A 20023-nucleotide genomic window follows, 5' to 3' on the forward strand; every position below is an offset into this window, starting at 1 on the left:
CCCGAAGGTGAGCGGGGCCGCTTCCACGTTGGTCGGTACCGGACCGGGACGTCACCGGCGGCACCGCGCCGCCGATGATACCGGTCAGGACCGACCGAGGTCCGGCCGCGAGGTGTGCTTCGCCCAGAAGCCGGCCGCGAACGCACACCCGGCCGTCACGACCAGGCCGACGAGACCGACCAGCGGCAGCGGCACGTCCGGCGCTGCCGCGCCGTTGAACCACAGCTCGTGAGTCACCTGTGAGTCATGATCTTGATATGGCATGTTGAAAGCGCCTACATCTGCCTACGTTCCGTCGAGCGTCCGCGCAGGTCACAGCGCATTTGCGCAGGTCAGGCCGCAGGCCCGGCATTCATTCACACCGAAGAGGTCACTGGTTCGATCCCAGTATCGCCCACGCAGGTCAAAGGCCACTTCCCGGAAACGGGAGGTGGCCTTCTGCTGTCGTACAGCAGGGGCGCCAGTGGCCGAGGGAGCCTCCGAGGCGCTTGAGGGCCTCCCGCGTCGCTTTGGACGAGACCTGGGTGTAGAGCACCCCTGCCGTCGGGATGACTCCCCCGGCCCGCTGTCGGCGAGGAAGCGCCGACTCGTGTCAAGATCGTCCGGCCCGTTGTCGGCCCAACTAGCGTTGATCGACTGGCGGCGAGCTACGAGGCCCACGCGGTTCAGGGTGGCGGCGGCTGAAGTCATGCGCTGGTAGGCTGACGCGTCTCGCGCAAGAGGTGGAGTCCGCCCGGTGCTCAGGATGGTGCTACGTAGGTCAGTCGCGGTGGTGGCCGTCTGCATGGTGACCGCGTGCGGCTCTTCGACGGCTCATACAGCGGATCGATCAGCGGGCGAGACGATCCCCTCCGCGGCGCAGGCAACGGACTCGGTCACCGCCACGAAGCCAGCTTCCCCAACGGTTCCGGCGACCGGCGGATCCGGCTACTCCGCGACGCTCTCCGCGCGCCTGGTTACCACGGACTCGGTGCCGCCCGGATTCACTGTGGAGATCGCGACAGTCATGCCGCCGGATGCTGGAGATCAACCCTCAGGCGTCGACGTCTCCTGTTCGGATAGCATGATCCCGCTGCTGTCGGCCACGCGGCTAACCGGGACTCCGTCAGCGATGGCCGCAGCCACCCTCAGCTATGACGCGGGTCCCGATGACCTCTGGGTGGGGACCGAAGTCCTCAGGACCTACGCCGATGACGGTGCACAACGAGCAATGACCGACCTGCGAACCCTCATCGGCCGTTGTCCCACCGTCGTCATGTCGTCCGGCCTTGGCGTCGGCGACAGGTACCGCTTCGCAGTGGCACCAGGGCCGCAGTTCGGTGATGACAGTATTCACGTCAGCTGCAGCTCGACGTCCGATTCCGGCACGTTGGAATGCGACAGTGTTCTCGTTCGAATCGGAACCACCCTGGTGGCCGTCAAGGAGCAGGGCAACAAACCGGGCGGCAATAAATACCTCACCCAGCTCGCCGAAGCTGCGCTCCGCAGATTCCAGGCGACCGGATCCTGAATGACCTTACGCGCGTCCCCGAGGCCAGGGCCGTTTGCGACCCGAGCTGCCCGGGGTACACGCGCCGCATCCCTACCACGGCCTCGTCGCGCAGCAAGCCGACTCGCCAGCGTCCGACCGTTGTGTCAAGGTCCGCTTGACGTGGCGGGCCGGGCCGCGCCTGCTCCCCAGGAGGGCGGGTCAGCGGCATCGGGAGGGCGAGACGTCCCTGTCAGTAGTGCGTCAGATCTCCTGAAGCGCGAACTTGCTTACAAGGCCGTTAACTAGTGAGTTTCCGACGCGGTCAAGGTGGCGGATGCTCTCCTTCAATTCCTCATCTTCGAGAAGGATTCGCTCACCCGGGATGCGCATGTTGTCATGCTTTTGGACGTAAGATGTGCTAGCTATCCCGTTGTTGTGGACAAAGAGGTTGCGCTGTTCGGTGACTTTTGCGATATCGCCAAGTCTGACGCCTGCTAACCCAAGCACATCAACATGGTGTGCTGTCGAGAAGTAGACGATCTGCTTCTCGATGCTCTGCCTTGTAACCTCAAGCATCTCTCGTTGCGCCAGCTCGGCAATCAGATCCTGCCTGCCATCGAACGCCAGAGCTTCTTCGTAGGTCAACCTTCGACCGGACTGTAGCTGTGCCGGAACGTGAACAAACATCGTCTGGAGCGTGTCGGCAATGAGTCCATCGAACAGGGCGCATGAGTAAATTAGCGCCATTTCGCGCAGGATTTGTGGCTGCAAATCGAAAATGCCGTGCGATTTTCGCATTACCTTCACTAGTGCCGCCAACTCCTCTGCGGTCAGCTCTAGTTTCTTGGTTTTCGCCGAGTTTCCTGTCGTTGAAGCATCCAGCTTCAGGGTTTGGTTGCCCAGGGTCCCCGCGCTAATAGGCTTTTCAAGCTTGAGGAGTATCTCCCCTGTCGTTTTCTGCTGTTCTTTAATCGCATCAAATGCGAAGTTGAGGAATAGACTCAAAGCCGAATTCGCCTGGTTGAAGCTATCTTGCTTCGCCTTCAGTGCATCAACGAGGCTCCTGCGCCGTGCCGGCGTCAAAGCCTTCCAGTCCTCAGCCACCCTGGCATTGTGTCCCAACTGGAGCGTACAGGCGAGATGGGTGGATGACTGCGCGACGCTGACAACGCGGAGGCCTGGGGTACGGGCAACGTGAAACGTCGGCAGCCAACCACCGGTAACGCGAGCCCAAGGCGGAGCGCGACCGCTACGGCGACCAGGTTGCCGCAGGTCACGGAGCCCATCTAAGTTCCGCTTCAACGTCGGAGCCTCGGGCTGGGTGACCACTTGGGTGACGACCGGGGCGGCCGACATCGGACGCCCACGGACGATGGAGGACTGTTCAGGCAGCTCACACCGGCTACTCGCCTAGCCCATCGACGACTGATCATTCCTTCACACCGAAGAGATCACCGCTCGTGTACCCCGTGGTCGATCGAGGACCCGTCGCACGTGGGTCACACTTGGGGCGTGCGGAGGTCTTTGGGCGATGGTTGGTCGATGGAGCTTTCCGATACCTGGATGCGGGAGGCCGCCAAATACGGTGTTACAACGTGGCGCGCACCCGGCCGTACGATGCGGGTCGGGCCAGGAGGTTCATGGCGGTGTGCCAATGGGCCCGACATCATCGCCTCGCTCGATGCCGAGCTGCCGCCGAACCCAACAGGCAAGGTGGGTGAGGGTGGCCGAGACGGGGTCGGTCATCGTGCCGCCTGGCTCTACCGCCAAGACGGAGACGTCAAGTTCACCCTCTACGGCTTCAACTTTATCGACGGAACGTACCTGGAAACGATCTTCATCAGCGCGGACACGGTCGACCCCAGTTGGGCCTTCGACGCCTGGCGTTCGGTGAGTCGATCGGGCGATTAGTGATCAAACGACGTGTCCGCCGGGTGACTAACTGAGTGACGATCGGTACGGACGCCAGCGGACAGGCGCGGACGACAGCGGACCGTGCTCCCAGATAAAGGGCCGAAAGCAGCAGCTCACGTGGTGGTGTTGGTTGCCTGGGAGTCAAGGGGTCGACACCGCCAGGTCCAAGCCGTCGCCAGCCTTTCAGGCATCGTGAACGGTGCCTATGCGGGCCTCACGGTGTCAACCAAGGTCGTACGGATCCCGAGCAGCTAGTGCCTCAGCCTCCGACAACCCAAGGCGGCTGGCGAGCCGCCGTCGCACCCGGACTTGGGCGCGCGTTCGCGGCCGGAACTTCGGCTCCCGCGAGCACCCGCAGACCTGGAAACCCTCGTAGCGCAGTCCCGCCCCGAGAACTGCCGCAACCGCAGCCCACCCGGAGTCATTCCGCCGACGGGGGCCGCGAAGTCGTGGCCAGCAAAGACCATCGGTTGTCGGCACGAGGTGCACGGGCGCTTCGCGTCGTCCCAGGCGTACTTGTGACTACGGCGACACGATACGCACACGTAGTGGACCTTGTAAGTGGTCTCGGCGTATCGGCACATGTCCGCATGTTAGCGGCTTGCCAAGGCCCGGGAGAGAAGCTGTCGACAGCAACCGGCTGGGACGAGGGCATCCGCCAGCCGCTAAGCGAGGACAGTCGCCCGAGGCCCCGAACGCGGACGGCCCCGCCGGATGAAAGCACGCAAAACCATTCAATTCCTCGTGTTTGCGCAGCTTCGCGCCGAGTTGACCAACTTCGCCGGACAAGCCGATCGCCCGGAGCCAGTTCAACGCCAAGTGAGGCCTGGTCTACGCCGGCTGCGGCGGTGGATTGAGCCAGGCGAGGGGTTGCCCGGCCAGCGCGGCGTCGGCGAGGCGGTGAGCGGATGCAGTCTTGAGGGCCGCGCGTGAGCTGTCGATCCAGCGTTGGACGTTGTCGATGCCTTGGTGGCGATACTCGACGGCTTGGACGAGGCATTCGAGCTTGTCGGCGTCGCGGGCGACGACGGCTTCCAGGGTTTCGCCGGTTTCGTATTCGGTGACGGCGGCGGTGATGACGTCGGCGACGGCCGGTGGGCAGGCGGCGACTTGGTCGGCCGTGACGGTGGTGTTGGGTGCGGCGGCAAGGTAGCGCTTGGCGATGTGGGGGATATCGGTGACCCGGGTCTCCTGGGTGTCGTGCAGGACGCAGAGCATGGAGACCCGGGCGGGGTCGGCGCCCTCCATGGCGGCGAGCATCATGCCGATGAGTGCAGTCCGGAAGGAGTGCTCGGCGATGGACTCGGGGTGCTTGACGCCAGCGAACCACCACCCGGTGCGGGCCGCCCGCTTGAGTACGCCCGCTTCGAAGATGAAGCTCATCGCTCCGGCGGCGTCGTGGTCGTCGCTCATCTGCCCGTCCCTGTGCCGGTGAGTCCGTCTGTTCGAAGGCTGTAGACGATAGACGTTAGTTCCCGTCGGGACTGCGCGGAGATCCGGTCGCTGTCCAGGAGCGCGGTACTGCGTTCGATGAGCGCCCGTCCGGTGTTCGGGTCATCGAGGGCGAGGCTGCGTCGTGCGGTGAGCAGGGCCCAGACGTTGTGGATGTTGAGGTCTACGAACGGGTGGCCGACGTCGAGGCGCAGAACCAGGTGCCGGAGCAGATGAGAGCCTCGCCAGTCGGTGAGGGCAGCGGGCATGAAGAAGTCGTCGCGTTGGCGATAGGGGATTTCGCCGACCCAGTAGGCCGAGTAGTTGAGGGCCGCCCGTTCGCAGGCGTCGTCCGGGTGCGCACGGGCGATGAAGTCCCGCAGCGGCTCCGGGTCGCCCTGGTTTGCCAGCGACGTGACGACGGAGCGGGCGTTGGGCCACAGCGGCGACCAGGTGTGGAAGGTGGTTGCCCAGTGTGCCTTTCTGGCGCTGCTCTGTGCGAGCCATGCGGCGGTGGTCCGGGTGGGGTCCATGCCGGCAAGGAAGCAGGCTTGCCGGTGTAGCAGGACGTTCGGGTGACGTCCGGCGGCGCTGCGCTCGGCGAGCACGTGAAGGTGTGCGAAGAAGGCGCGTTGCTGGTCGGCGGGCAGGAGCGGCCCAGAGGCCACGGGACCGCGCCGACGGTGGGCTGTCGAGACGGCTCTGACGAAGGTGGGTGCCTGCCCCAGGACTGCCCAGAGGACCAGGTCGGTCAGGCGGTGGGTGAGCACTGACCAGCCGAGGGGCTGCTCGGCCAGGTCCGTGCGCTCGACCTGTTCGTCGAGTACCGCGGAGAGGATGAAGTCTGCTTCGGCGGCGTCGTCGAGGGCAGCGAGCAGGGTGGGGTCGGCTCCGATTCTTCCGAGCCTCTGGCGGGTCGCGATTGCTTGTCCGAACGGTACTGCCGTGAAGGGGCGGCGCCCGGACTCCCAGCTCTGCACGGTCGTGCGGTCGACGCCCAGCTCGACAGCTAGTTGCTCCTGCGTCATGGGGATGGATTCGCGGATCAACTTCAGCAGGTACCCGGTCACGCTGCCGCCCTGAACCGCTGGTCGGCCGAGATTTGCCATCTGACATCCCTACGTTGACCGGTGGTCGACGTTTCCCCGCCGGCAGCACCCTCATGGCTCGATATGGCCTGCTTACTCGTACTCCTGGTGAGTCCACCGAGCGTCGTCGTGATCGTAGCGTCGCAGTTACCGAACGTTCCGGATCCGGTCCCGTGGTTCGGGGTCGGCCATGTCGCGCTGCCCAGCGAAGGGAGAAACGATGGAGGACAGCACACCCTTCGGGGCCGGCCGTTCGCCTGGGGCCGGCGCACCACGATGGCGACGAGTCTCGTACGAGGAGTACCTCAGCGCCGCCGCGATGACCCTGGCTCGGCGGCATCGTCCGGCGTGGTCGTGGCGCCGGTGGAGATGGGTCTGCCGATGCGGAGCCGACCTGCCCTGCCGCAACCAGCACCGTATCCCGATCAAGCGTGATCACTGGCCGGAGCGGGAGGGGCAGTGAGCAACGAGCTGGAGCAGCGTGTCCTGGAGGCGCACCTGCGGGACGAGGACGGCACGTGCGTTGGTTGTCGGGCGTGGTGGGGGCGGATGGTGCCGTACCCGTGTTGGCAGGCGGATTGGGCGACCAGCCGGCAGGCACGGACGAGCATGGCGCGCTTTCTGGGAATTCAGGCATGACGACGCACGGGCCGGTGTTGCCGATCTGGAGCTGCGGCGGGTGCGGCGCGCCCTGGCCGTGCCGGACCCGCCGAACGGAGTTGCAAGCGGAGTTCGCGGACGCGCCGATGTCGCTGGCGCTCTATATGGGGTCGCAATTCGTCCGCGCGGCGGAGGATCTGACATGGGCGCCCGCCGGCACCCTGCACCGGCGCTTCCTCGGCTGGCTGCGGTGAGCATCCTTCGTCGCGGCGACGAGAAGTTCCACTACAGCGACGGCTCCCACAGGTGGATCCCGCCGGACCCGGACTACGACCAGGAGGTCTGGGACGAGCAGGGCCGCCAGCACAAGCAGGGCCACCTGAGGAACGAGCAGCCCACGGTGCGCATCCAGCGCCTCGTCTGATGCCAGCAGTGCAGCAGCGAAGTACAGCAACCGTGCCAGCCGAACCGGCACGAGACGAGTTTCAGCAGGCCGGATGAACTCGTATGAAGCCCGCTCCGACCGTCTTGCCGAGAGTTCACACCGGAAGAGGTCACTGGATCGATCCGAGTAACGCCCACACAGGTCGACGGCCACTTCCCGGAAACGGGAGTGGCCTTCTGCTGTCGTACAGCAGCGGTGCCGACCCGGCATAACCGCAGCTCGTCCCCGGCTCGGCTGCAAGACTCGCAAGGATGAGCAGGGACGGGGAGCGTTCAGGAAGGCGGCGACTGGAGCCGGCCGCGCCGGGGAGCAAGGTGACCCCGCTGGAGCTCTTCTACGACCTGGTTTTCGTCTTCGCCTTTCTCAACGTGACGGCGACGAACGCCAAATACCTCACCCCGACCGCGTTGGTGAAGAGCCTTCTGATCCTGGCCCTGCTCTGGTTCGCCTGGACCACCTTCGTCGCGCTGGGCAACGTCGTACGCGTCGACCAGGGTGTCATGCCCCTGGTCGGGTTCGCGACCATGATCGTCGTCTTCGTGCTGGCGGTGACGATCCCGGACGCCTTCTCGGACGCGCCGCACGGGCTGCCGGGAGACCTGGTCTTCGCCACGTGCTATTTCCTGCTACGGGCGCTCCAGGTGCTGGCTCTCTGGCACGCCGTGCGTGGCGACCGGCAGTTGCGCCGCCGGTGGTCGGGGCTCGTCGCGCCGGCGCTGATCAGCACGGCGCTGCTGCTCGTCGCCGCACTCGTGCCGCAGCGGCTCTTCACCGGCACCGCCGAGTTCGGCGCCCGGGCCGGCCTGTGGCTGCTGGCCATCGCCGTCGAGTACACCGTCAGCGCGGTCGTCCGGACCGAGGACCTGACCATCGTCTCGGCCGGGCACTGGGCGGAACGTCATGCCCAGATCGTCCTGATCGCGCTCGGCGAGTCGGTCATCTCCCTCGGGACAGCCTCCAACCTCGCGGTGGGATGGCCGCCCACCTGGCCCATCATTCTCGCCTCCGCGCTCGGCATCGTCCTGATCTCGGCGCTCTGGTGGGTCTACTTCGACGTCCGCGCCATCGCCGCCGAACACATGCTGCACAGCGCCCGGGGCCGTACGCGGGCCGCGCTCGCGCGGGACGCCTACACCTACCTGCACCTGCCGATGATCGCCGGGATCATTCTGTTCGCCCTCGGGCTCAAGCGGGTCCTCACCAACATCGCCGAGCCCACGGTGCCCAGTTTCGAGGATGCGCTCAGCGGAGCCGAGGTCTACGTCCTGTACGGCGGAGTCATCCTCTACCTCCTGGGGGTGCAGGGCTTCGAGCGCCGCGCCGTCCGCCGGTCCGACTGGTTCCAGGTGGCCAGGATCGTGCTCCTGACGGCGCTGATTCCGGTGGCTGACCGGCTGTCCGCCATCGCCGCACTGACCCTCCTGGTGCTGGTCGCCACCGCCCTGATCGTCGCGCAGAGCATCCGCACCAGGCAGCTCCGTCGGCGCGTACGCACATCCAGGCTTGCCGAACAGCGGGAACTGGAGGCCGAGGAGACGACGTGGCGTCGCCGGCACCGATGACCGCGCACGCTGTGACCGGAACAGGCGGCGTGCGGTCGGGTGCCGGCGACGGCCTCGGCGCGTCTGAAGCGCCCGCTTCTCAGCTCACCGCCTGCTTCACGAGTGCACCGATCCTGGCCTCGACGTCGGCGGTCAGCTCGGTCAGCGCGAAATAGGTCGGCCACATGGCGCCCTCGTCGAGGTTCGCCTCGTCACTGAAGCCGAGCACCGCGTACCGCGTCTTGAACTTCGCCGCGCTCTGGAAGAAGCAGACCACCTTGCCGTCGCGGGCGTACGCGGGCATCCCGTACCACAGCTTGGATGTGAGGACGGGCGCGTTGGCCTTGATCAGGGTGTGCAGGCGCTCGGCGATCACGCGGTCGGACTCCGACATCTCGGCGATCTTCGCGAGCACCTCGCTTTCCGTGTCGGCCTTGGCGCCCCGCCGAGCGCCCCTCTTCAGCTCCTTGGCGCGCTCCTTCATCGCGCCGCGCTCCTCGTCGGTGAAACCGTCGTACTTCTCGCCGTTCGCGGTGGTGGTCTTCGTCGTGCTCGACATGACAACGTCCTCTCTGTGCCGTGTGGGCTTCGGGCGGTACTGGTCGGTGGAGCCCTCTCCGGGGCCGACTTCCACCGGTTTGTTCAGCGTTGACCGGTCTCTTCGGCCTTGATCAGCAACAACGTCACCACGTGCCGGCCTGCTGGCGGGTCGGCACGTTGAGCCGGTTGAAGGCGTTGGTGATCGCGATGTTGAGCAGCAGCGCGGCCAACTCCTTCTGGTCGAAGTGCGTGGCGGCCACGTCCCACACCCGGTCCGGCACCGGGTCCGGCTGGTCGGCGAGCCGGGTCACCGCCTCGGTCAGGGCCAGCGCGGCGCGCTCCTCGTCGCTGAACCAGGGCGTCTCCCGCCACGCGGCGACGGCGTGCACCTGGTCTGCGCTCGCGCCGTGCTGGCGGGCCTGGTGGACGCCCCCGGCCACACACGGGCCGCAGCCGTTGATCTGGCTGGCCCGCAGGTGGCTCAGCGCCAGCAGCCTGCCGTCGACCCCGGCGCCCGCGACGGCTCTGTTGACCGCCATCAGGGCCTCCATCGCCTCGGGGATCAGAACCGCCGGGTTCGGCATGCGCTCGGTCGACATCGCTTCTCCTTCGTCGTGGGTGTCTCTGACAGGAGTCATCCGACCATCGGCGCGCCGGGGCCGGCGCGGTCCGTGGGACACCGTGGGACACGGAGAACGTGGTCCAGCAGCGCAAACGCGTCGCCGATCCGGGTCCGTGGTCCGGGACGGTACGGTGTTGCGCGTGTCCAGCCCCCAGGAGCGACTGGTGGCTCAGCTCGCCCGGCTCAAGGAGCTGAGCGGGCTCAGCCTGCGCGCGCTCGCCCGCCAGGCTGGTCTGAGCAGCTCGTCGCTGTCGCGGTACCTGACCGGTCAGCTCGTGCCGCCGTGGGAGGCCGTCGTCGCGCTGTGCCGGGCGGTGGGCCGCGACCCCCGGCCACTGCGCGCGGTGTGGGCCGAGGCGGCCAGGGCCGGCGCGGCGCCCGCCCCGCGCCGCAACGATCTGCCGGCCGACCTGTTCGACTTCACCGGCCGGGAAGCGGAGTCCGCCCTGGTCGAAGAGCTGCTGCACACCACCGGCGCGGTCGCGATCGACGGCATGGCGGGCGTGGGCAAGACCAGCCTGGCCGTGCATGTGGCCCATCGGCTCGCCCCCACGTATCCGGACGGCGGGCTCTACCTCGACCTGCACGGCTTCACCCCCGGCCAGGAGCCGCTGGAGCCGCAGGCCGCGCTGGGCCGGCTCCTGGGCGCGTTGGACGTGACGCACCTCCCGGCCGGCGCCACCGAACGCGCGGCGCTCTGGCGGTCGGAGTTGTCCCGCCGGCGGGCTCTCGTCGTGCTCGACAACGCGGTCGACGCGGAGCAGGTGCGCCCGCTGCTGCCCGGCGCGGGGAAGTCCGCGGTCCTGGTCACCAGCCGCCACCGGCTGGTCAGCCTGGACGGGGTGCCGCCGGTGTCCCTGGAGCCGCTGACCAACGACGACGCGGCGCACCTGTTCGGCCGGGCGGCCGGGCTCGCGCTCGCCGAAGAGGAAGCGGTCAGCCAGGTGCTGCGGCAGTGCGGCGGGCTCCCCCTGGCGCTACGGATGGCGGGCGCCCGGCTTCGCCACCGCCCGGGCTGGACCGTGGCGGTGCTGGCCGAGCGGCTGCGCGACACCGCCAACCGCTTCGACTCCGTGTTCGGCATGTCACTCCGGCAGCTCGACGCCGTCCAGCGCCGCGTGTTCCGGCTGCTGGGCGTCCTGCCGGGCGCCGACTTCGACGCGGCGGTGGTGGGCGCGCTCACCGACATGCCGCCCGCCCGGATCGGCGCGGCGCTGGAGGAGTTGGTCGACGCCCACCTGGTCCAGGAGCCTGCGCCCGGCCGGTACCGGATGCACGACCTGATCCGGCAGTACGCGGCGGACATCGCCGCCGAGGAGGAGCCACAGGCCGACGCCGCCCTGCGCCGGGTCCTCAGGCACTATCTGGCGCAGGCGGTCGCCCACGATCAGACCCTGCCCTCCCCGTACCGCAAGGAACCTTCGCCGGGAGATCCGGCGAAGGCCATGGCCTGGTTCGACCTCGAGTACGTCAACCTGGTGGCCTGCTTCGACGCCGCCGTGCGGCTCGGCGTGGACGAGGTGGTGGCCGAACTGCCGCAGGCCATGCGGGTGTGGTTCTTCCGGCACCGCGGAACCGACGACCAGGCGCGCCTGCTCGAAGCGGCCGCAGCCGCCGCGGCACGTCTCGGCCGCGACCAGCAGCGGGCTTCGCTGCTCGCGGACCTCGGCTACGCCTGCGCCGCCGCCGGCCGCCTCACCGAGGCGCTCTCCGCCTATGAGCTGGCGGAGCGGTCAGGGCCGGACGACGACATCGCGGCTGCCCTGGCGCTGCGTACCGGCCTCGTGCGCCGGGATCTCGGTGAACTCGAAGCGGCACAGGCGCACTTCCGGCGGGCACGCGAGCTGTTCGAGAAGATCGGGCGCCGTGCCGGGCAATCCCAGGCGTTGGCCTTCGACGGATGGGTGACCCTTCACCTCGGGCGGCACCGTGAAGCCGTCGAACTCGCCCGGGCATCCGTCGCCCTGGCGGACGGGCCCGCACAGATCACCGGGCTGGTCACCCTCGGTGTCGCACTGGCACCCGACGACCCGACGGAGTCGCTGCGCACGCTGCACGACGCGTTGCGGCTCTCCGAGCAGAACAATCTTCAGCACAACCAGGCGTGGTGCCACAACTATCTCGGTGTCGCGCTGCGGGTCATGGGTTCACCCGAGAAGGCGCTCGAACACCACCGGCGGGCCTTCGAGCTGCTGGAGCCGCTGGCCGAGGTACAGCTGGAGATCGACTTCCTGCACACCTACGCCGAGACGTGCCGCGCGGCGGGTCGCTACGACGAGGCGCTGGCGCTGCTGGACCGGACCGTCGAGTTCGCGCGTGCCCTGGGCCGGCCGTACGACGAGAAGCGCGCCCGTGCGGCGTGGGAGATCGTGCGCACCGCCTGCTGAGCCATCGCCACCGTCCGTACGCCAACGGCCGGCGACCCGCAGTGGTGTCCGGCCGGCCGGCCCGGAGAATGGCGGACCGGCCGGGTGGGTCGCGCTGTCAGTAGGCGTAGGTGACGGAGATGGTGACGTCGGGGCAGTTGTCGGCCCAGGCGGTCAGGGCGCTCTTCTCGGCGCTGTCGACGGTGAGCCGCCAGCGGATCTTCATTGCGACCCACTCGTTGATGTAGCGGCAGCGGGCGGAGGGGTAGGGCGGCATCCAGGTGGCGGGGTCCTGGTCCCCCTTGGCCTGGTTGACGTTGTCGGTGACGGCGACCAGGGCCCGGCTGTCGCCCAGGTCGTTGGCGAAGGCCTGGCGGCGGCTGCTCGTCCAGTTGCGGGCTCCGGAGTCCCAGGCTTCGGCGAGGGCGACCATGTGGTCGATGTCGAGGTCGCTGGTGAGGGTCCAGTAGGCGTCGTCGTAGTAGGAGTACCAGCGGCCACCGGACAGGGTGCAGGTGCCGCTGATGCTCGGCTTGGTGGTGGCCTCGGCGATGAGGACCTCGTTGCGGGTGTGGCAGCCGTCCCCGTCGGCGTCGACCCAGTGGCGGAACAGGTCGCGGCTGTAGCCGGTGCGTACCTCGGTGGCGACGGGGAGATCGGCGACGGCGGTGGTGAGGGAGGCGGAGTAGCTGGCGGCCCAGGCAGGCTGGGTGAGGCCGAGGGTGGCGGCCAGGATCGCGGCGAGGCTGACGGCCGTTGCGCGCAGGGTGCGTGTCATGGTGCTCCGTCCGGGTGAGAGCAGGTGGTCGTTGCACTCATATAGACAGAGTTGAAAGTGATCGTCCAGATCGATATCCGTGAACATCCGGTGACCGTTGCCCGATCCAGGGACACGGCGCGTGGCTGTAGGGGCCGCACCACCGCTCAGTGGACGACGCTGTACCAGTGCGCGGTCTCGCCGGGAATCGGCGCCAACCGCACCTCGGCGCCGCCGGGGTGGTCGAACATGCGTACCCCGTCGCCGAGCAGCACCGGGGCGAAGAACATCAGGACCTCGTCGAGCAGCCCGGCCTCGATGCACTGCTTGGCGACGTTCGCGCCGAGGATGTTCACGTACTTGTCGCCGGCGGCCTCCTTGGCCTGCGCGACGGCGCTGTGCAGGTCACCGACGAACGTGACACCCGGGTGTGGTGCGGCCGGCGGCCGGTGGGTGAGCACGAACACCGGCCCGTGGTACCGGCCGCCGAACGCGCCCTCGCTGTCGGTGCCGCGGTTCGGGTCGTCGCCGCCGAAGGTGCAGTTGCCGGCCAGGATCGCGCCGACGTCGGCCAGCAGGCGCTCCGCCGTCGGGTTCCCGCCGGCAAGGTGCGCGGTCAGCCAGGACATGTCGCCACCCGGGCCGGCGATGTAGCCGTCGAGCGACGCCGTCGCCGAGTACAGCAGCTTGGCCATGAGGGCTCCTTTCGCAGTGGTCACTGAATAGACGGCCGGCGGCCGGAAAAGTCGTCGCCACGCCGAGGGCGGGGACACCGCCCTCGTCCTCCGCCAGGTCAAGCCCCTCACTACCGGCCCCGCTGATCCGGCCGGACTCGGCGTCGACGCCTTGCCGCCGTCTGCCATGCTCTGGACGGTGACCACCGGCCACCCGACCAGTCCCCGCAGCCGCAGCCGCAAGGGCAGCCGCCGCCGCGTCCGGAGCCGCACCGCCCGCCGGGCCATCCTGCTCGGCGCGGTCGCTGCCGTCGCCGCCGTCGTCGTCCTCGCCGTGGTCGTCGTGCCGTTGCTGCGGCCGCCCGGTCCGCGCCCGCTCTTCCAGCTCCCCGTCGCCTGCGGCGAGACCTGGCAGCTCGGCACCTACCCCGGCCACGACGACTACGACGTCGACCTGTTCCCGATTGAGGGCGAGGCGTGGGGGCGGCCCGTGCTCGCGTCCTACGCCGGCACGGTCACGGTGGCCGGGATCAACGGGTCGCTGGGCGGTCGCACCCCCGACAACCCGAACGGCCCGCGCGGTCGCGGCGGCGGTTACTGGGTGAAGATCGACCACGGCGGCAGGTGGGAGACGCAGTACCTGCACCTGCTCGAACCGCCCCTGGTGCGGGCCGGTCAGCGGGTCGCCCAGGGCGAGCAGATCGGGCGGATCGGCAGCACCGGCAACTCGGGTGCGCCGCACCTGCACTACGAGCAGCGCCGGGGCTGGGAGAAGGTCGAGAGCCACTTCGACGGCGCGCCCTCCGGCATCACCCACGACGACACCGAATACACCGTCAGGCGTACGAGCAACAACTGCGCCCCCGGGCAGCGGTAGCCGCTGCGCCGGTGCGGCAATTCGCTGCCGGAACGTCGTACGCGGCTGGCATGCTGGCCGGCGTGACCCCGTTGAGGATCATCAAGGGTGATGCGACCAGCCCCCAGGCCAAGGGCCCGAAGGTGATCGCGCACATCTGCAACGACCTCGGCGGCTGGGGCAAGGGCTTCGTGGTGGCGATCTCCCGTCGCTGGCCCCAGCCCGAACGCGACTACCGCGACTGGCACCGGCACCGCGCGGGCAACGACTTCGCCCTCGGCGCGACCCGCCTGGTGCGGGTCACGCCGGACGTGTGGGTGGCGAACATGGTCGGCCAGCGCGGCATCAGGACCGGCAGCGGCGGCCCGCCCATCCGCTACGACGCCGTCGAACGCTGCCTGACGTCGCTCGCCGACCAGGCGCAGGCGTTGGGGGCGTCGGTGCACATGCCCCGGATCGGTTGCGGCCTCGCCGGCGGCACCTGGAACCGGATGGAACCCGTCATCGAGCGCACCCTCTGCGCGCGCGACATCGCCGTGACGGTGTACGACCACGGGTGACGGCCCCCCGGACCGGGAGCCGGTCGCGCTGGGACGCCGCGCCCGGCGGCAGGAGCCGGTCCCACCCGCAACGGAGGCGAGCGACGCTCAGGGCCACCGCACCTGATGTTGCCCTGCGGCCAGCAGCGTGGCGCCGGTGCTCGACTGGCCCGTCCGGGCCCTGCGTGCCCGGCCGCCGACGTGGCGTGACCGCTCGTAGACTCCGGTCATGCCGCGGATCGTCCAGTTGCTGGCCTCGCCGGTGCACCGCTACGTGGGCCGGCCCGCGGACGGCCCGGCGCCGGCGCCGCCCGGCGAGCTGGTCGAGGAGGTCCGGATCCGGGCGGGCCTGGGCATCGTCGGCGACCGGTACTTCGGCAAGCCAGCGCACCGGGAGGCGAGCGTCACCGTGATCGCGCAGGAATCGTTGCCGCCCGGTGCCGACCTGGTGCAGGTCCGGCGGAACGTCCTCACCGCCGGCATCGCCGTGGACGAGCTGGTCGGGTCGGTGTTGACCCTGGACTCGGGGGAGGGCCCGGTCAGGCTGCGGGTCAACCGGCCGGCGCACCCCTGCGCCTGGATGGACGTCACCGTCGGGCCCGGCGCGTGGAAGGCGCTGCGCGGCAGGGGCGGCGTCCGCTGCACGCCCCTGAACGACGGTGTCCTGCGCGTCGGCCCGGTCGACGTCACGGTCGAGGGGTAGCCGGGCCGGGCCTCGGTCCGCCCCGTCCCGGCGGGGCGACAGCCACGCCGCCGGCACCGCCCGCTCCGACCACCGTCGACCTGCCCCACCGGGTGGGGCACCGGGCACCGCGAGGCCCAGCGCACCGGTTGTCGACCGCCCGGGACCGGCGGCTTCGACTCCGCACAAGGCCGGGCGGGTGGCGCGGTCCGGCCTCTGTCTCGCCGGTCGGCCCGGGGAGCGGAGACGTCCCGGGGAGCGCAGACGTCCCGGCGGCGGTGAGCGCGGGTCGCGAGGATGCCTCTACGATTCGGCGTATGGCGCTGCTGCACCGGGCGGAACTGCACCCGTCGAAACTGGAACTCCTGGCGGCGTGGCTGCCCGGCCGGCCGTGGTACCAGGGGCCCGACGACGCCGACGTCGTCCGCGTGGCGGCCTACCGGTTCGACGACCCGGCCGGCGAGGTCGGCATCGAGACGATGCTCGTCCGGGCCGGGGACGGGCCGGTCCACCAGGTCCCGCTCACGTACCGGGGCGCTCCCCTGGACGGCGGCGACGAGTGGCTGGTCGGCACCACGGAGCACTCGGTGCTCGGCCGCCGCTGGGTGTACGACGCCTGCGGCGACCCCGTCTACGCCGCGGCGCTGGCGGGCGCCGTGCTCGCCGGCACCGGTCAGGCGGAGGAGTTCATCGAGATCGACGGCCGGCTGGAACGCCGTGAGCCCAGCATGACGATCACCGGTGGCGGCACTCCCGGTGCCGACGCCCCGACGGTGGGCGCGCTGCGTGAGGTGGTGCCGGACGACCCGACGCTCATCGTCACGGATGCCGTCGACCTGGTCGTCGTGCGTCGCCTCGACGGCGGGAGCCGGCCCGAGGGCGCCACGCTGACCGGCGCCTGGGCGGGTCAGCCGACTCCGCTGCCGTTGGCGTACGCCCGGCCGCGCTGACGCCCACCGGCGCACCCGCCGCCCCGGCTCCCGGCGCCGAGCGCGTCGGGCGTCGGCGTGACGGAGGCCACCGGCCGCGCCGCCCGGACCGGCCCGGACGGGAACTATGGTCGGGGCCATGACCTTGGACGACGGCAGCCCCGACGACTGGACCACGCCCGGCGCGTTCGAGGTCGCCCCCGGGGTCTGGCGCGTGCCGCTGCCGCTGCCCGATGACGGCCTGCGGGCGGTGAACGTGTACGTCCTGCGCCACGACGACGGTCTGGTGCTGGTCGACTCGGGGTGGGCGGTCGCCGGGGCGCGGGCCACCCTCGACGCGGCGCTGGAGGAGCTGGACTCGACGGTCAAGGACGTCCGCCGCTTCCTCGTGACGCACATGCACCGCGACCACTACACGCAGGCCGTGCACCTGCGCCGCGAGTTCGGCACGCGCGTGAGCCTCGGCGCCGGCGAGCGCCCGAGCCTCGAGGTCACCATGTCGCCGGAGCGGGACCCGCTCGCCGAGCAGCTCGACCGCCTACGGCTGCTCGGCGCGGGCGAGCTGGCCGACACCCTGGCGAGGATCACCCGGGGGCGCGCCCCCGAAGAGGACTGGGAGTTGCCGGACGACTGGTTCCGCGACGGAGACGAGGTCAGGCACGGCGACCGCACCCTGCACGTCGTCGAGACCCCGGGGCACACCCGCGGCCACGTCGTCTTCCACGACACCGGGTCGCGGCTGCTGTTCGCCGGCGACCACGTGCTGCCCACCATCACGCCGTCGATCGGGTTCGAGCCCGTGCTCTCCGCGAATCCCCTCGGCGACTTCCTCGGCTCGCTCGCGCTGGTGCGGCAGCGGCCCGACGCGCGGCTGCTCCCGGCGCACGGGCCGGTGACCCCGAGCGTGCACGCACGTGTCGACGAGTTGGTCGCGCACCACGGGGCGCGGCTCGACGAGACGGAGGTCGCCGTCGCCCGGGGCGCGCAGTCGGCGTACGAGGTCGCGGCGCGGCTGCGCTGGACCAGGCGGGAACGCGAGCTGGGCGACCTGGACGTCTTCAACCGCATGCTCGCCGTCACCGAGACGGCGGCGCACCTCGAGCTGCTGGTCGCGCAGGGGCGCCTGACCCGGGCCGACGTCGACGGGTTGCGCTGCTACGCGAGCGCCTGAACGCGGCGCGAAACCCCGTCCCCGGCGCGCCTCTAGGCTGTTCGCATGCGTACCCCGCTCCTGCCCGACGACCAGTCCGTGGCCGCACGGAGCGGCACGGGGGTGTGGCGGCGGTGAGCCGCCCGTCCGTGCCCACCCAGCGGGGTGGCGGGTCGACGGCTGCGCCCGGGGGCCTGCCGGGCGTGGCGGAACGGTGCGCCCGGATCGCCCGGTCGCGGCCGTTCGACGTGCTCATCGTCGTGGTCATCATGGCGAACGGGGTGGTGCTCGGCGTCGAGACGTACCCGGACCTCGGTGCCGCGGGACGGGCCCTGCGCTGGTGCGAGTGGCTGTTCCGGCTGGTCTTCGTCGTCGAGATCGCCATCCGGGTGCTGGCGTACGGCCGCCGGCCGCAGGACTTCTTCCGGCACGGCTGGAACGTCTTCGACTTCCTGGTGACGGCGGCGATCTTCATCCCCGGCCTGCACGGCGACTCGGCGCTGCTGCGCTTCGTGCGGGTCGCCCGGGTGCTGCGGCTGGTGCGGTTCTCGCCGGGGCTGCGCACGATCGTGGCGGCGCTGTGGCGCAGCATCCCCGGCGTGGCCGGCTTCCTCGCGCTGGCCGCCGTGACCCTCTACGTCTACGGCATGGCCGGCTGGCTGATCTTCGGGGAGCGCTATCCGGAGCAGTACGGCGACATCGGTCGTTCCCTGCTGACCCTGTTCGTGCTGTTGTCGCTGGAGACCCTGCCGGACCTCATCGCGCAGGGCATGGCGGTGTCGCCGTGGACGCTGCTCTACTACGTCAGCTACGTGATGATCACGGTGAACCTGCTGCTGAACATCCTGATCGCCGTCATCGTGAACTCGATGGAGGAGGCCCGTCGGCTGGAGATGACCGAACGGTTGTCGCCCGACTACGACGAGGACGGCGACGGCGTGCCGGACGAGGTGGACCGGATCGCACTGACCCAGCGGCTGGACGACCTGCGGGCGGTCATCGCCGAGCTGGAACGGGAGCTGCGCATCGACCGGGAGGACGGCCACGGCCCGGCACGCCACCACCACGGCGAACGCACGGGCGGCCGGCCCCCCGGGTAGGGGACCGGCCGCGGTGTCGGTACGGCGGGTCAGCCCCAGATGGCCGTCGCCCACTCCGGATGGTCGACGAACGGGTTCCGGTTGCCCTGCCAGCGCTCGTAGATCCGCTGGTTGCGGCGCTTCTCGAAGGCGTCCGGCGGGTCGAGCTGGTTCCACTGCAGCAGCACCGACATCCGGCCGTGGTACGGGGCGGTGCCGTTGTTGACCGACTGGTTCATCTCCAGGTTGGGCCAGCCGTCGGTGCCCTCGTACCGGATCGCCATGTACATGATCATGCGGGCCACGTCGCCCTTCACCGCGTTGCGCGGCTCCCACGAGTCGGCGTCGGTGTAGCAGCCGGGCGCCTCGGCGACGGGGCTGCCGCCGTTGTCGAAGTCCTTGTTGCCCCGGGTGGAGTTGACCGAGACGTCGGTCGGCCGCAGGTGGTGGACGTCGGTCCCGGGGCCGGTCGCGGTGCCGAAGTCGCCGTGCGACTTGGCCCAGACGTGCTCGCGGTTCCAGTCGTCGACACCGCCGCCGTTGCTGGTCTTGCTCTGCGACCGGCCGGTGTAGAGCAGGATCACGTTGTTGGTGTTCGCCGGGTCCTGGTCGGTGTCCCGCAGGGCCTCCCACACCTGGTCGTAGGAGAGCTTGGTGTGCACCTTGATGATCGAGTGCAGCGAGCTGCGCAGCGCCGGGCCGGTCTTGCCGATCGCGCTGGCGTAGTAGGTGGAGTCGTACCCGCCGCCGGGCGAGGTCGGGGTCGGGCCCGGCGTCGGCGACTGGGTCGGCGACGGCGTGCCGCCACCGCCGTCGAGGGTCATCGCCGTCGGGTTCTTCAGGCCGCCGTGGCTGAAGTAGGCGGTCAGCGTGCCGGTGGCGGTGACGCGCTGGCCCCGCAGGCCCGGGTTGGTGAGCAGCCCGAAGGTGCTCCGGTACGCGGCGGTGACCTGGACGTAGAGCATCCTGCTCGCGCTGGTCTCGGCCGCCGTGTCGGCGATCGCGATCGCGGTGTCGGACGTGAAACCCGACCGCAGCACGGTCGTGTTGCTGGTCGGTTGACCGATCACGTAGCCGGTCACGGTCGCCGTCCGGCCGTCCTGGGTGGCGAGCGCCTGGGACACGGTCAGGGTGGTGGCGGCCGAGGCCACCGCCGTCGTCACCACCACGGGCGCCACCAGCACGGCGGCCAGCGCGAACGCCGTCGCGAGCCTTCTGGGCCGCGAGCGGGTACTGCTCTTCGTATTCATGGACAGCGATGCTATCGGTGCGGGCGTGAACGCCGGGAGAGCGGGAGCGCAACATTTCGGGCGCGAGCCGCCGGCGGCGCGACCCTCCT

General features: G+C 69.8%; 21 protein-coding genes. 12 read left to right on the forward strand and 9 right to left on the reverse strand.

Annotated features, from left to right (window positions below; genetic code table 11):
• Positions 1 to 84: 84 nt before the first annotated feature.
• Complete coding sequence (locus tag AB0L34_RS11780) at positions 85 to 237, reverse strand: hypothetical protein (RefSeq protein ID WP_363704122.1); 153 nt, start codon at positions 235 to 237, stop codon at positions 85 to 87.
• Between the two features lie 751 nt (positions 238 to 988).
• Here AB0L34_RS11780 and AB0L34_RS11785 point away from each other — a divergent pair.
• A complete protein-coding gene (locus tag AB0L34_RS11785) occupies positions 989 to 1510 on the forward strand; it encodes a hypothetical protein (RefSeq protein WP_363704124.1) in 522 nt (173 codons plus the stop codon).
• Between the two features lie 222 nt (positions 1511 to 1732).
• Here the strand turns inward: AB0L34_RS11785 and AB0L34_RS11790 are convergent, their stop codons facing one another.
• The gene (locus tag AB0L34_RS11790; RefSeq protein WP_363704126.1) at positions 1733 to 2575 is read right to left on the reverse strand and encodes a hypothetical protein; all 843 of its coding nucleotides are present in this window, start codon (positions 2573 to 2575) and stop codon (positions 1733 to 1735) included.
• A gap of 438 nt (positions 2576 to 3013) precedes the next feature.
• Between AB0L34_RS11790 and AB0L34_RS11795 the strand changes: the two genes are divergently transcribed.
• A complete protein-coding gene (locus AB0L34_RS11795; protein ID WP_363704128.1) occupies positions 3014 to 3382 on the forward strand; it encodes a hypothetical protein in 369 nt (122 codons plus the stop codon).
• An 834-nt stretch (positions 3383 to 4216) separates the two neighbouring features.
• Here AB0L34_RS11795 and AB0L34_RS11800 read toward each other — a convergent pair.
• Positions 4217 to 4798 carry an HD domain-containing protein gene (locus tag AB0L34_RS11800; RefSeq protein ID WP_363704130.1) on the reverse strand — a complete coding sequence of 194 codons (582 nt, stop codon included), beginning with the start codon at positions 4796 to 4798 and terminating at the stop codon, positions 4217 to 4219.
• A complete protein-coding gene (locus tag AB0L34_RS11805) occupies positions 4795 to 5925 on the reverse strand; it encodes a helix-turn-helix transcriptional regulator (protein ID WP_363704132.1) in 1131 nt (376 codons plus the stop codon). The genes AB0L34_RS11800 and AB0L34_RS11805 overlap by 4 nt, the downstream gene beginning before the upstream one ends.
• Before the next feature lie 497 nt (positions 5926 to 6422).
• Here AB0L34_RS11805 and AB0L34_RS11810 point away from each other — a divergent pair, with 497 nt between their 5' ends.
• From AB0L34_RS11810 to AB0L34_RS11820, 3 genes are all read left to right on the forward strand, one after another.
• The gene (locus tag AB0L34_RS11810; protein WP_363704134.1) at positions 6423 to 6758 is read left to right on the forward strand and encodes a hypothetical protein; all 336 of its coding nucleotides are present in this window, start codon (positions 6423 to 6425) and stop codon (positions 6756 to 6758) included.
• On the forward strand, positions 6755 to 6928 hold the full coding sequence (locus tag AB0L34_RS11815; protein WP_363704136.1) for a hypothetical protein: 174 nt from the start codon (positions 6755 to 6757) through the stop codon (positions 6926 to 6928). The genes AB0L34_RS11810 and AB0L34_RS11815 overlap by 4 nt, the downstream gene beginning before the upstream one ends.
• A gap of 272 nt (positions 6929 to 7200) precedes the next feature.
• Positions 7201 to 8511, forward strand: a complete 1311-nt coding sequence (locus AB0L34_RS11820) for a low temperature requirement protein A (RefSeq protein WP_363704138.1) — start codon at positions 7201 to 7203, stop codon at positions 8509 to 8511.
• Positions 8512 to 8590: 79 nt separating this feature from the next.
• Here AB0L34_RS11820 and AB0L34_RS11825 read toward each other — a convergent pair whose 3' ends face one another.
• Together AB0L34_RS11825 and AB0L34_RS11830 are read right to left on the reverse strand one after the other, a co-directional pair.
• The gene (locus AB0L34_RS11825) at positions 8591 to 9049 is read right to left on the reverse strand and encodes a DUF1801 domain-containing protein (RefSeq protein WP_363704140.1); all 459 of its coding nucleotides are present in this window, start codon (positions 9047 to 9049) and stop codon (positions 8591 to 8593) included.
• A 124-nt stretch (positions 9050 to 9173) separates the two neighbouring features.
• On the reverse strand, positions 9174 to 9629 hold the full coding sequence (locus tag AB0L34_RS11830) for a carboxymuconolactone decarboxylase family protein (RefSeq protein WP_363704142.1): 456 nt from the start codon (positions 9627 to 9629) through the stop codon (positions 9174 to 9176).
• 163 nt (positions 9630 to 9792) lie between these two features.
• Between AB0L34_RS11830 and AB0L34_RS11835 the strand changes: the two genes are divergently transcribed.
• Positions 9793 to 12039 carry a helix-turn-helix domain-containing protein gene (locus tag AB0L34_RS11835; protein WP_363704144.1) on the forward strand — a complete coding sequence of 749 codons (2247 nt, stop codon included), beginning with the start codon at positions 9793 to 9795 and terminating at the stop codon, positions 12037 to 12039.
• Between the two features lie 97 nt (positions 12040 to 12136).
• Here the strand turns inward: AB0L34_RS11835 and AB0L34_RS11840 are convergent, their stop codons facing one another.
• Both AB0L34_RS11840 and AB0L34_RS11845 read right to left on the reverse strand, forming a co-directional pair.
• The gene (locus AB0L34_RS11840) at positions 12137 to 12883 is read right to left on the reverse strand and encodes an HNH endonuclease family protein (protein ID WP_363704146.1); all 747 of its coding nucleotides are present in this window, start codon (positions 12881 to 12883) and stop codon (positions 12137 to 12139) included.
• 59 nt (positions 12884 to 12942) lie between these two features.
• Positions 12943 to 13470, reverse strand: coding sequence for a dihydrofolate reductase family protein (locus AB0L34_RS11845; RefSeq protein WP_363704148.1), 528 nt, complete (start codon positions 13468 to 13470; stop codon positions 12943 to 12945).
• A gap of 178 nt (positions 13471 to 13648) precedes the next feature.
• On the opposite strand from AB0L34_RS11845, the gene AB0L34_RS11850 reads away from it, so the two are divergent.
• The 6 genes from AB0L34_RS11850 (at position 13649) to AB0L34_RS11875 (ending at position 18705) form a co-directional block, all read left to right on the forward strand.
• Entirely contained in the window at positions 13649 to 14326 is a 678-nt protein-coding gene (locus tag AB0L34_RS11850) for a M23 family metallopeptidase (RefSeq protein WP_363704150.1), read from the forward strand.
• A 62-nt stretch (positions 14327 to 14388) separates the two neighbouring features.
• Entirely contained in the window at positions 14389 to 14865 is a 477-nt protein-coding gene (locus AB0L34_RS11855; RefSeq protein WP_363704152.1) for a macro domain-containing protein, read from the forward strand.
• Positions 14866 to 15073: 208 nt separating this feature from the next.
• Positions 15074 to 15547 carry a molybdenum cofactor biosysynthesis protein gene (locus tag AB0L34_RS11860; RefSeq protein WP_363704154.1) on the forward strand — a complete coding sequence of 158 codons (474 nt, stop codon included), beginning with the start codon at positions 15074 to 15076 and terminating at the stop codon, positions 15545 to 15547.
• 296 nt (positions 15548 to 15843) lie between these two features.
• A complete protein-coding gene (locus tag AB0L34_RS11865) occupies positions 15844 to 16476 on the forward strand; it encodes a hypothetical protein (protein ID WP_363704156.1) in 633 nt (210 codons plus the stop codon).
• Between the two features lie 118 nt (positions 16477 to 16594).
• A complete protein-coding gene (locus AB0L34_RS11870; protein WP_363704158.1) occupies positions 16595 to 17626 on the forward strand; it encodes an MBL fold metallo-hydrolase in 1032 nt (343 codons plus the stop codon).
• A 113-nt stretch (positions 17627 to 17739) separates the two neighbouring features.
• A complete protein-coding gene (locus tag AB0L34_RS11875) occupies positions 17740 to 18705 on the forward strand; it encodes an ion transporter (protein WP_363704160.1) in 966 nt (321 codons plus the stop codon).
• Between the two features lie 29 nt (positions 18706 to 18734).
• On the opposite strand, the gene AB0L34_RS11880 is transcribed toward AB0L34_RS11875, so the two are convergent.
• Positions 18735 to 19934, reverse strand: coding sequence for an endonuclease (locus AB0L34_RS11880; RefSeq protein ID WP_363704162.1), 1200 nt, complete (start codon positions 19932 to 19934; stop codon positions 18735 to 18737).
• Positions 19935 to 20023 lie beyond the last annotated feature (89 nt).

The sequence above is a fragment of the Micromonospora sp. NPDC052213 genome, from assembly GCF_040679695.1.
Taxonomy (GTDB): Bacteria; Actinomycetota; Actinomycetes; order Mycobacteriales; family Micromonosporaceae; genus Micromonospora.

Excerpts from the sequence above, each read along its gene's own strand:
- AB0L34_RS11800 (WP_363704130.1), bottom strand. The coding sequence starts at position 4,798 with ATGAGCGACGACCACGACGCCGCCGGAGCGATGAGCTTCATCTTCGAA.
- AB0L34_RS11795 (WP_363704128.1), top strand. The coding sequence starts at position 3,014 with ATGGAGCTTTCCGATACCTGGATGCGGGAGGCCGCCAAATACGGTGTT.
- AB0L34_RS11870 (WP_363704158.1), top strand. The coding sequence starts at position 16,595 with ATGACCTTGGACGACGGCAGCCCCGACGACTGGACCACGCCCGGCGCG.
- AB0L34_RS11830 (WP_363704142.1), bottom strand. The coding sequence starts at position 9,629 with ATGTCGACCGAGCGCATGCCGAACCCGGCGGTTCTGATCCCCGAGGCG.
- AB0L34_RS11805 (WP_363704132.1), bottom strand. The coding sequence starts at position 5,925 with ATGGCAAATCTCGGCCGACCAGCGGTTCAGGGCGGCAGCGTGACCGGG.
- AB0L34_RS11820 (WP_363704138.1), top strand. The coding sequence starts at position 7,201 with ATGAGCAGGGACGGGGAGCGTTCAGGAAGGCGGCGACTGGAGCCGGCC.
- AB0L34_RS11845 (WP_363704148.1), bottom strand. The coding sequence starts at position 13,470 with ATGGCCAAGCTGCTGTACTCGGCGACGGCGTCGCTCGACGGCTACATC.
- AB0L34_RS11880 (WP_363704162.1), bottom strand. The coding sequence starts at position 19,934 with ATGAATACGAAGAGCAGTACCCGCTCGCGGCCCAGAAGGCTCGCGACG.
- AB0L34_RS11860 (WP_363704154.1), top strand. The coding sequence starts at position 15,074 with ATGCCGCGGATCGTCCAGTTGCTGGCCTCGCCGGTGCACCGCTACGTG.
- AB0L34_RS11865 (WP_363704156.1), top strand. The coding sequence starts at position 15,844 with ATGGCGCTGCTGCACCGGGCGGAACTGCACCCGTCGAAACTGGAACTC.
- AB0L34_RS11840 (WP_363704146.1), bottom strand. The coding sequence starts at position 12,883 with ATGTTCACGGATATCGATCTGGACGATCACTTTCAACTCTGTCTATAT.
- AB0L34_RS11825 (WP_363704140.1), bottom strand. The coding sequence starts at position 9,049 with ATGTCGAGCACGACGAAGACCACCACCGCGAACGGCGAGAAGTACGAC.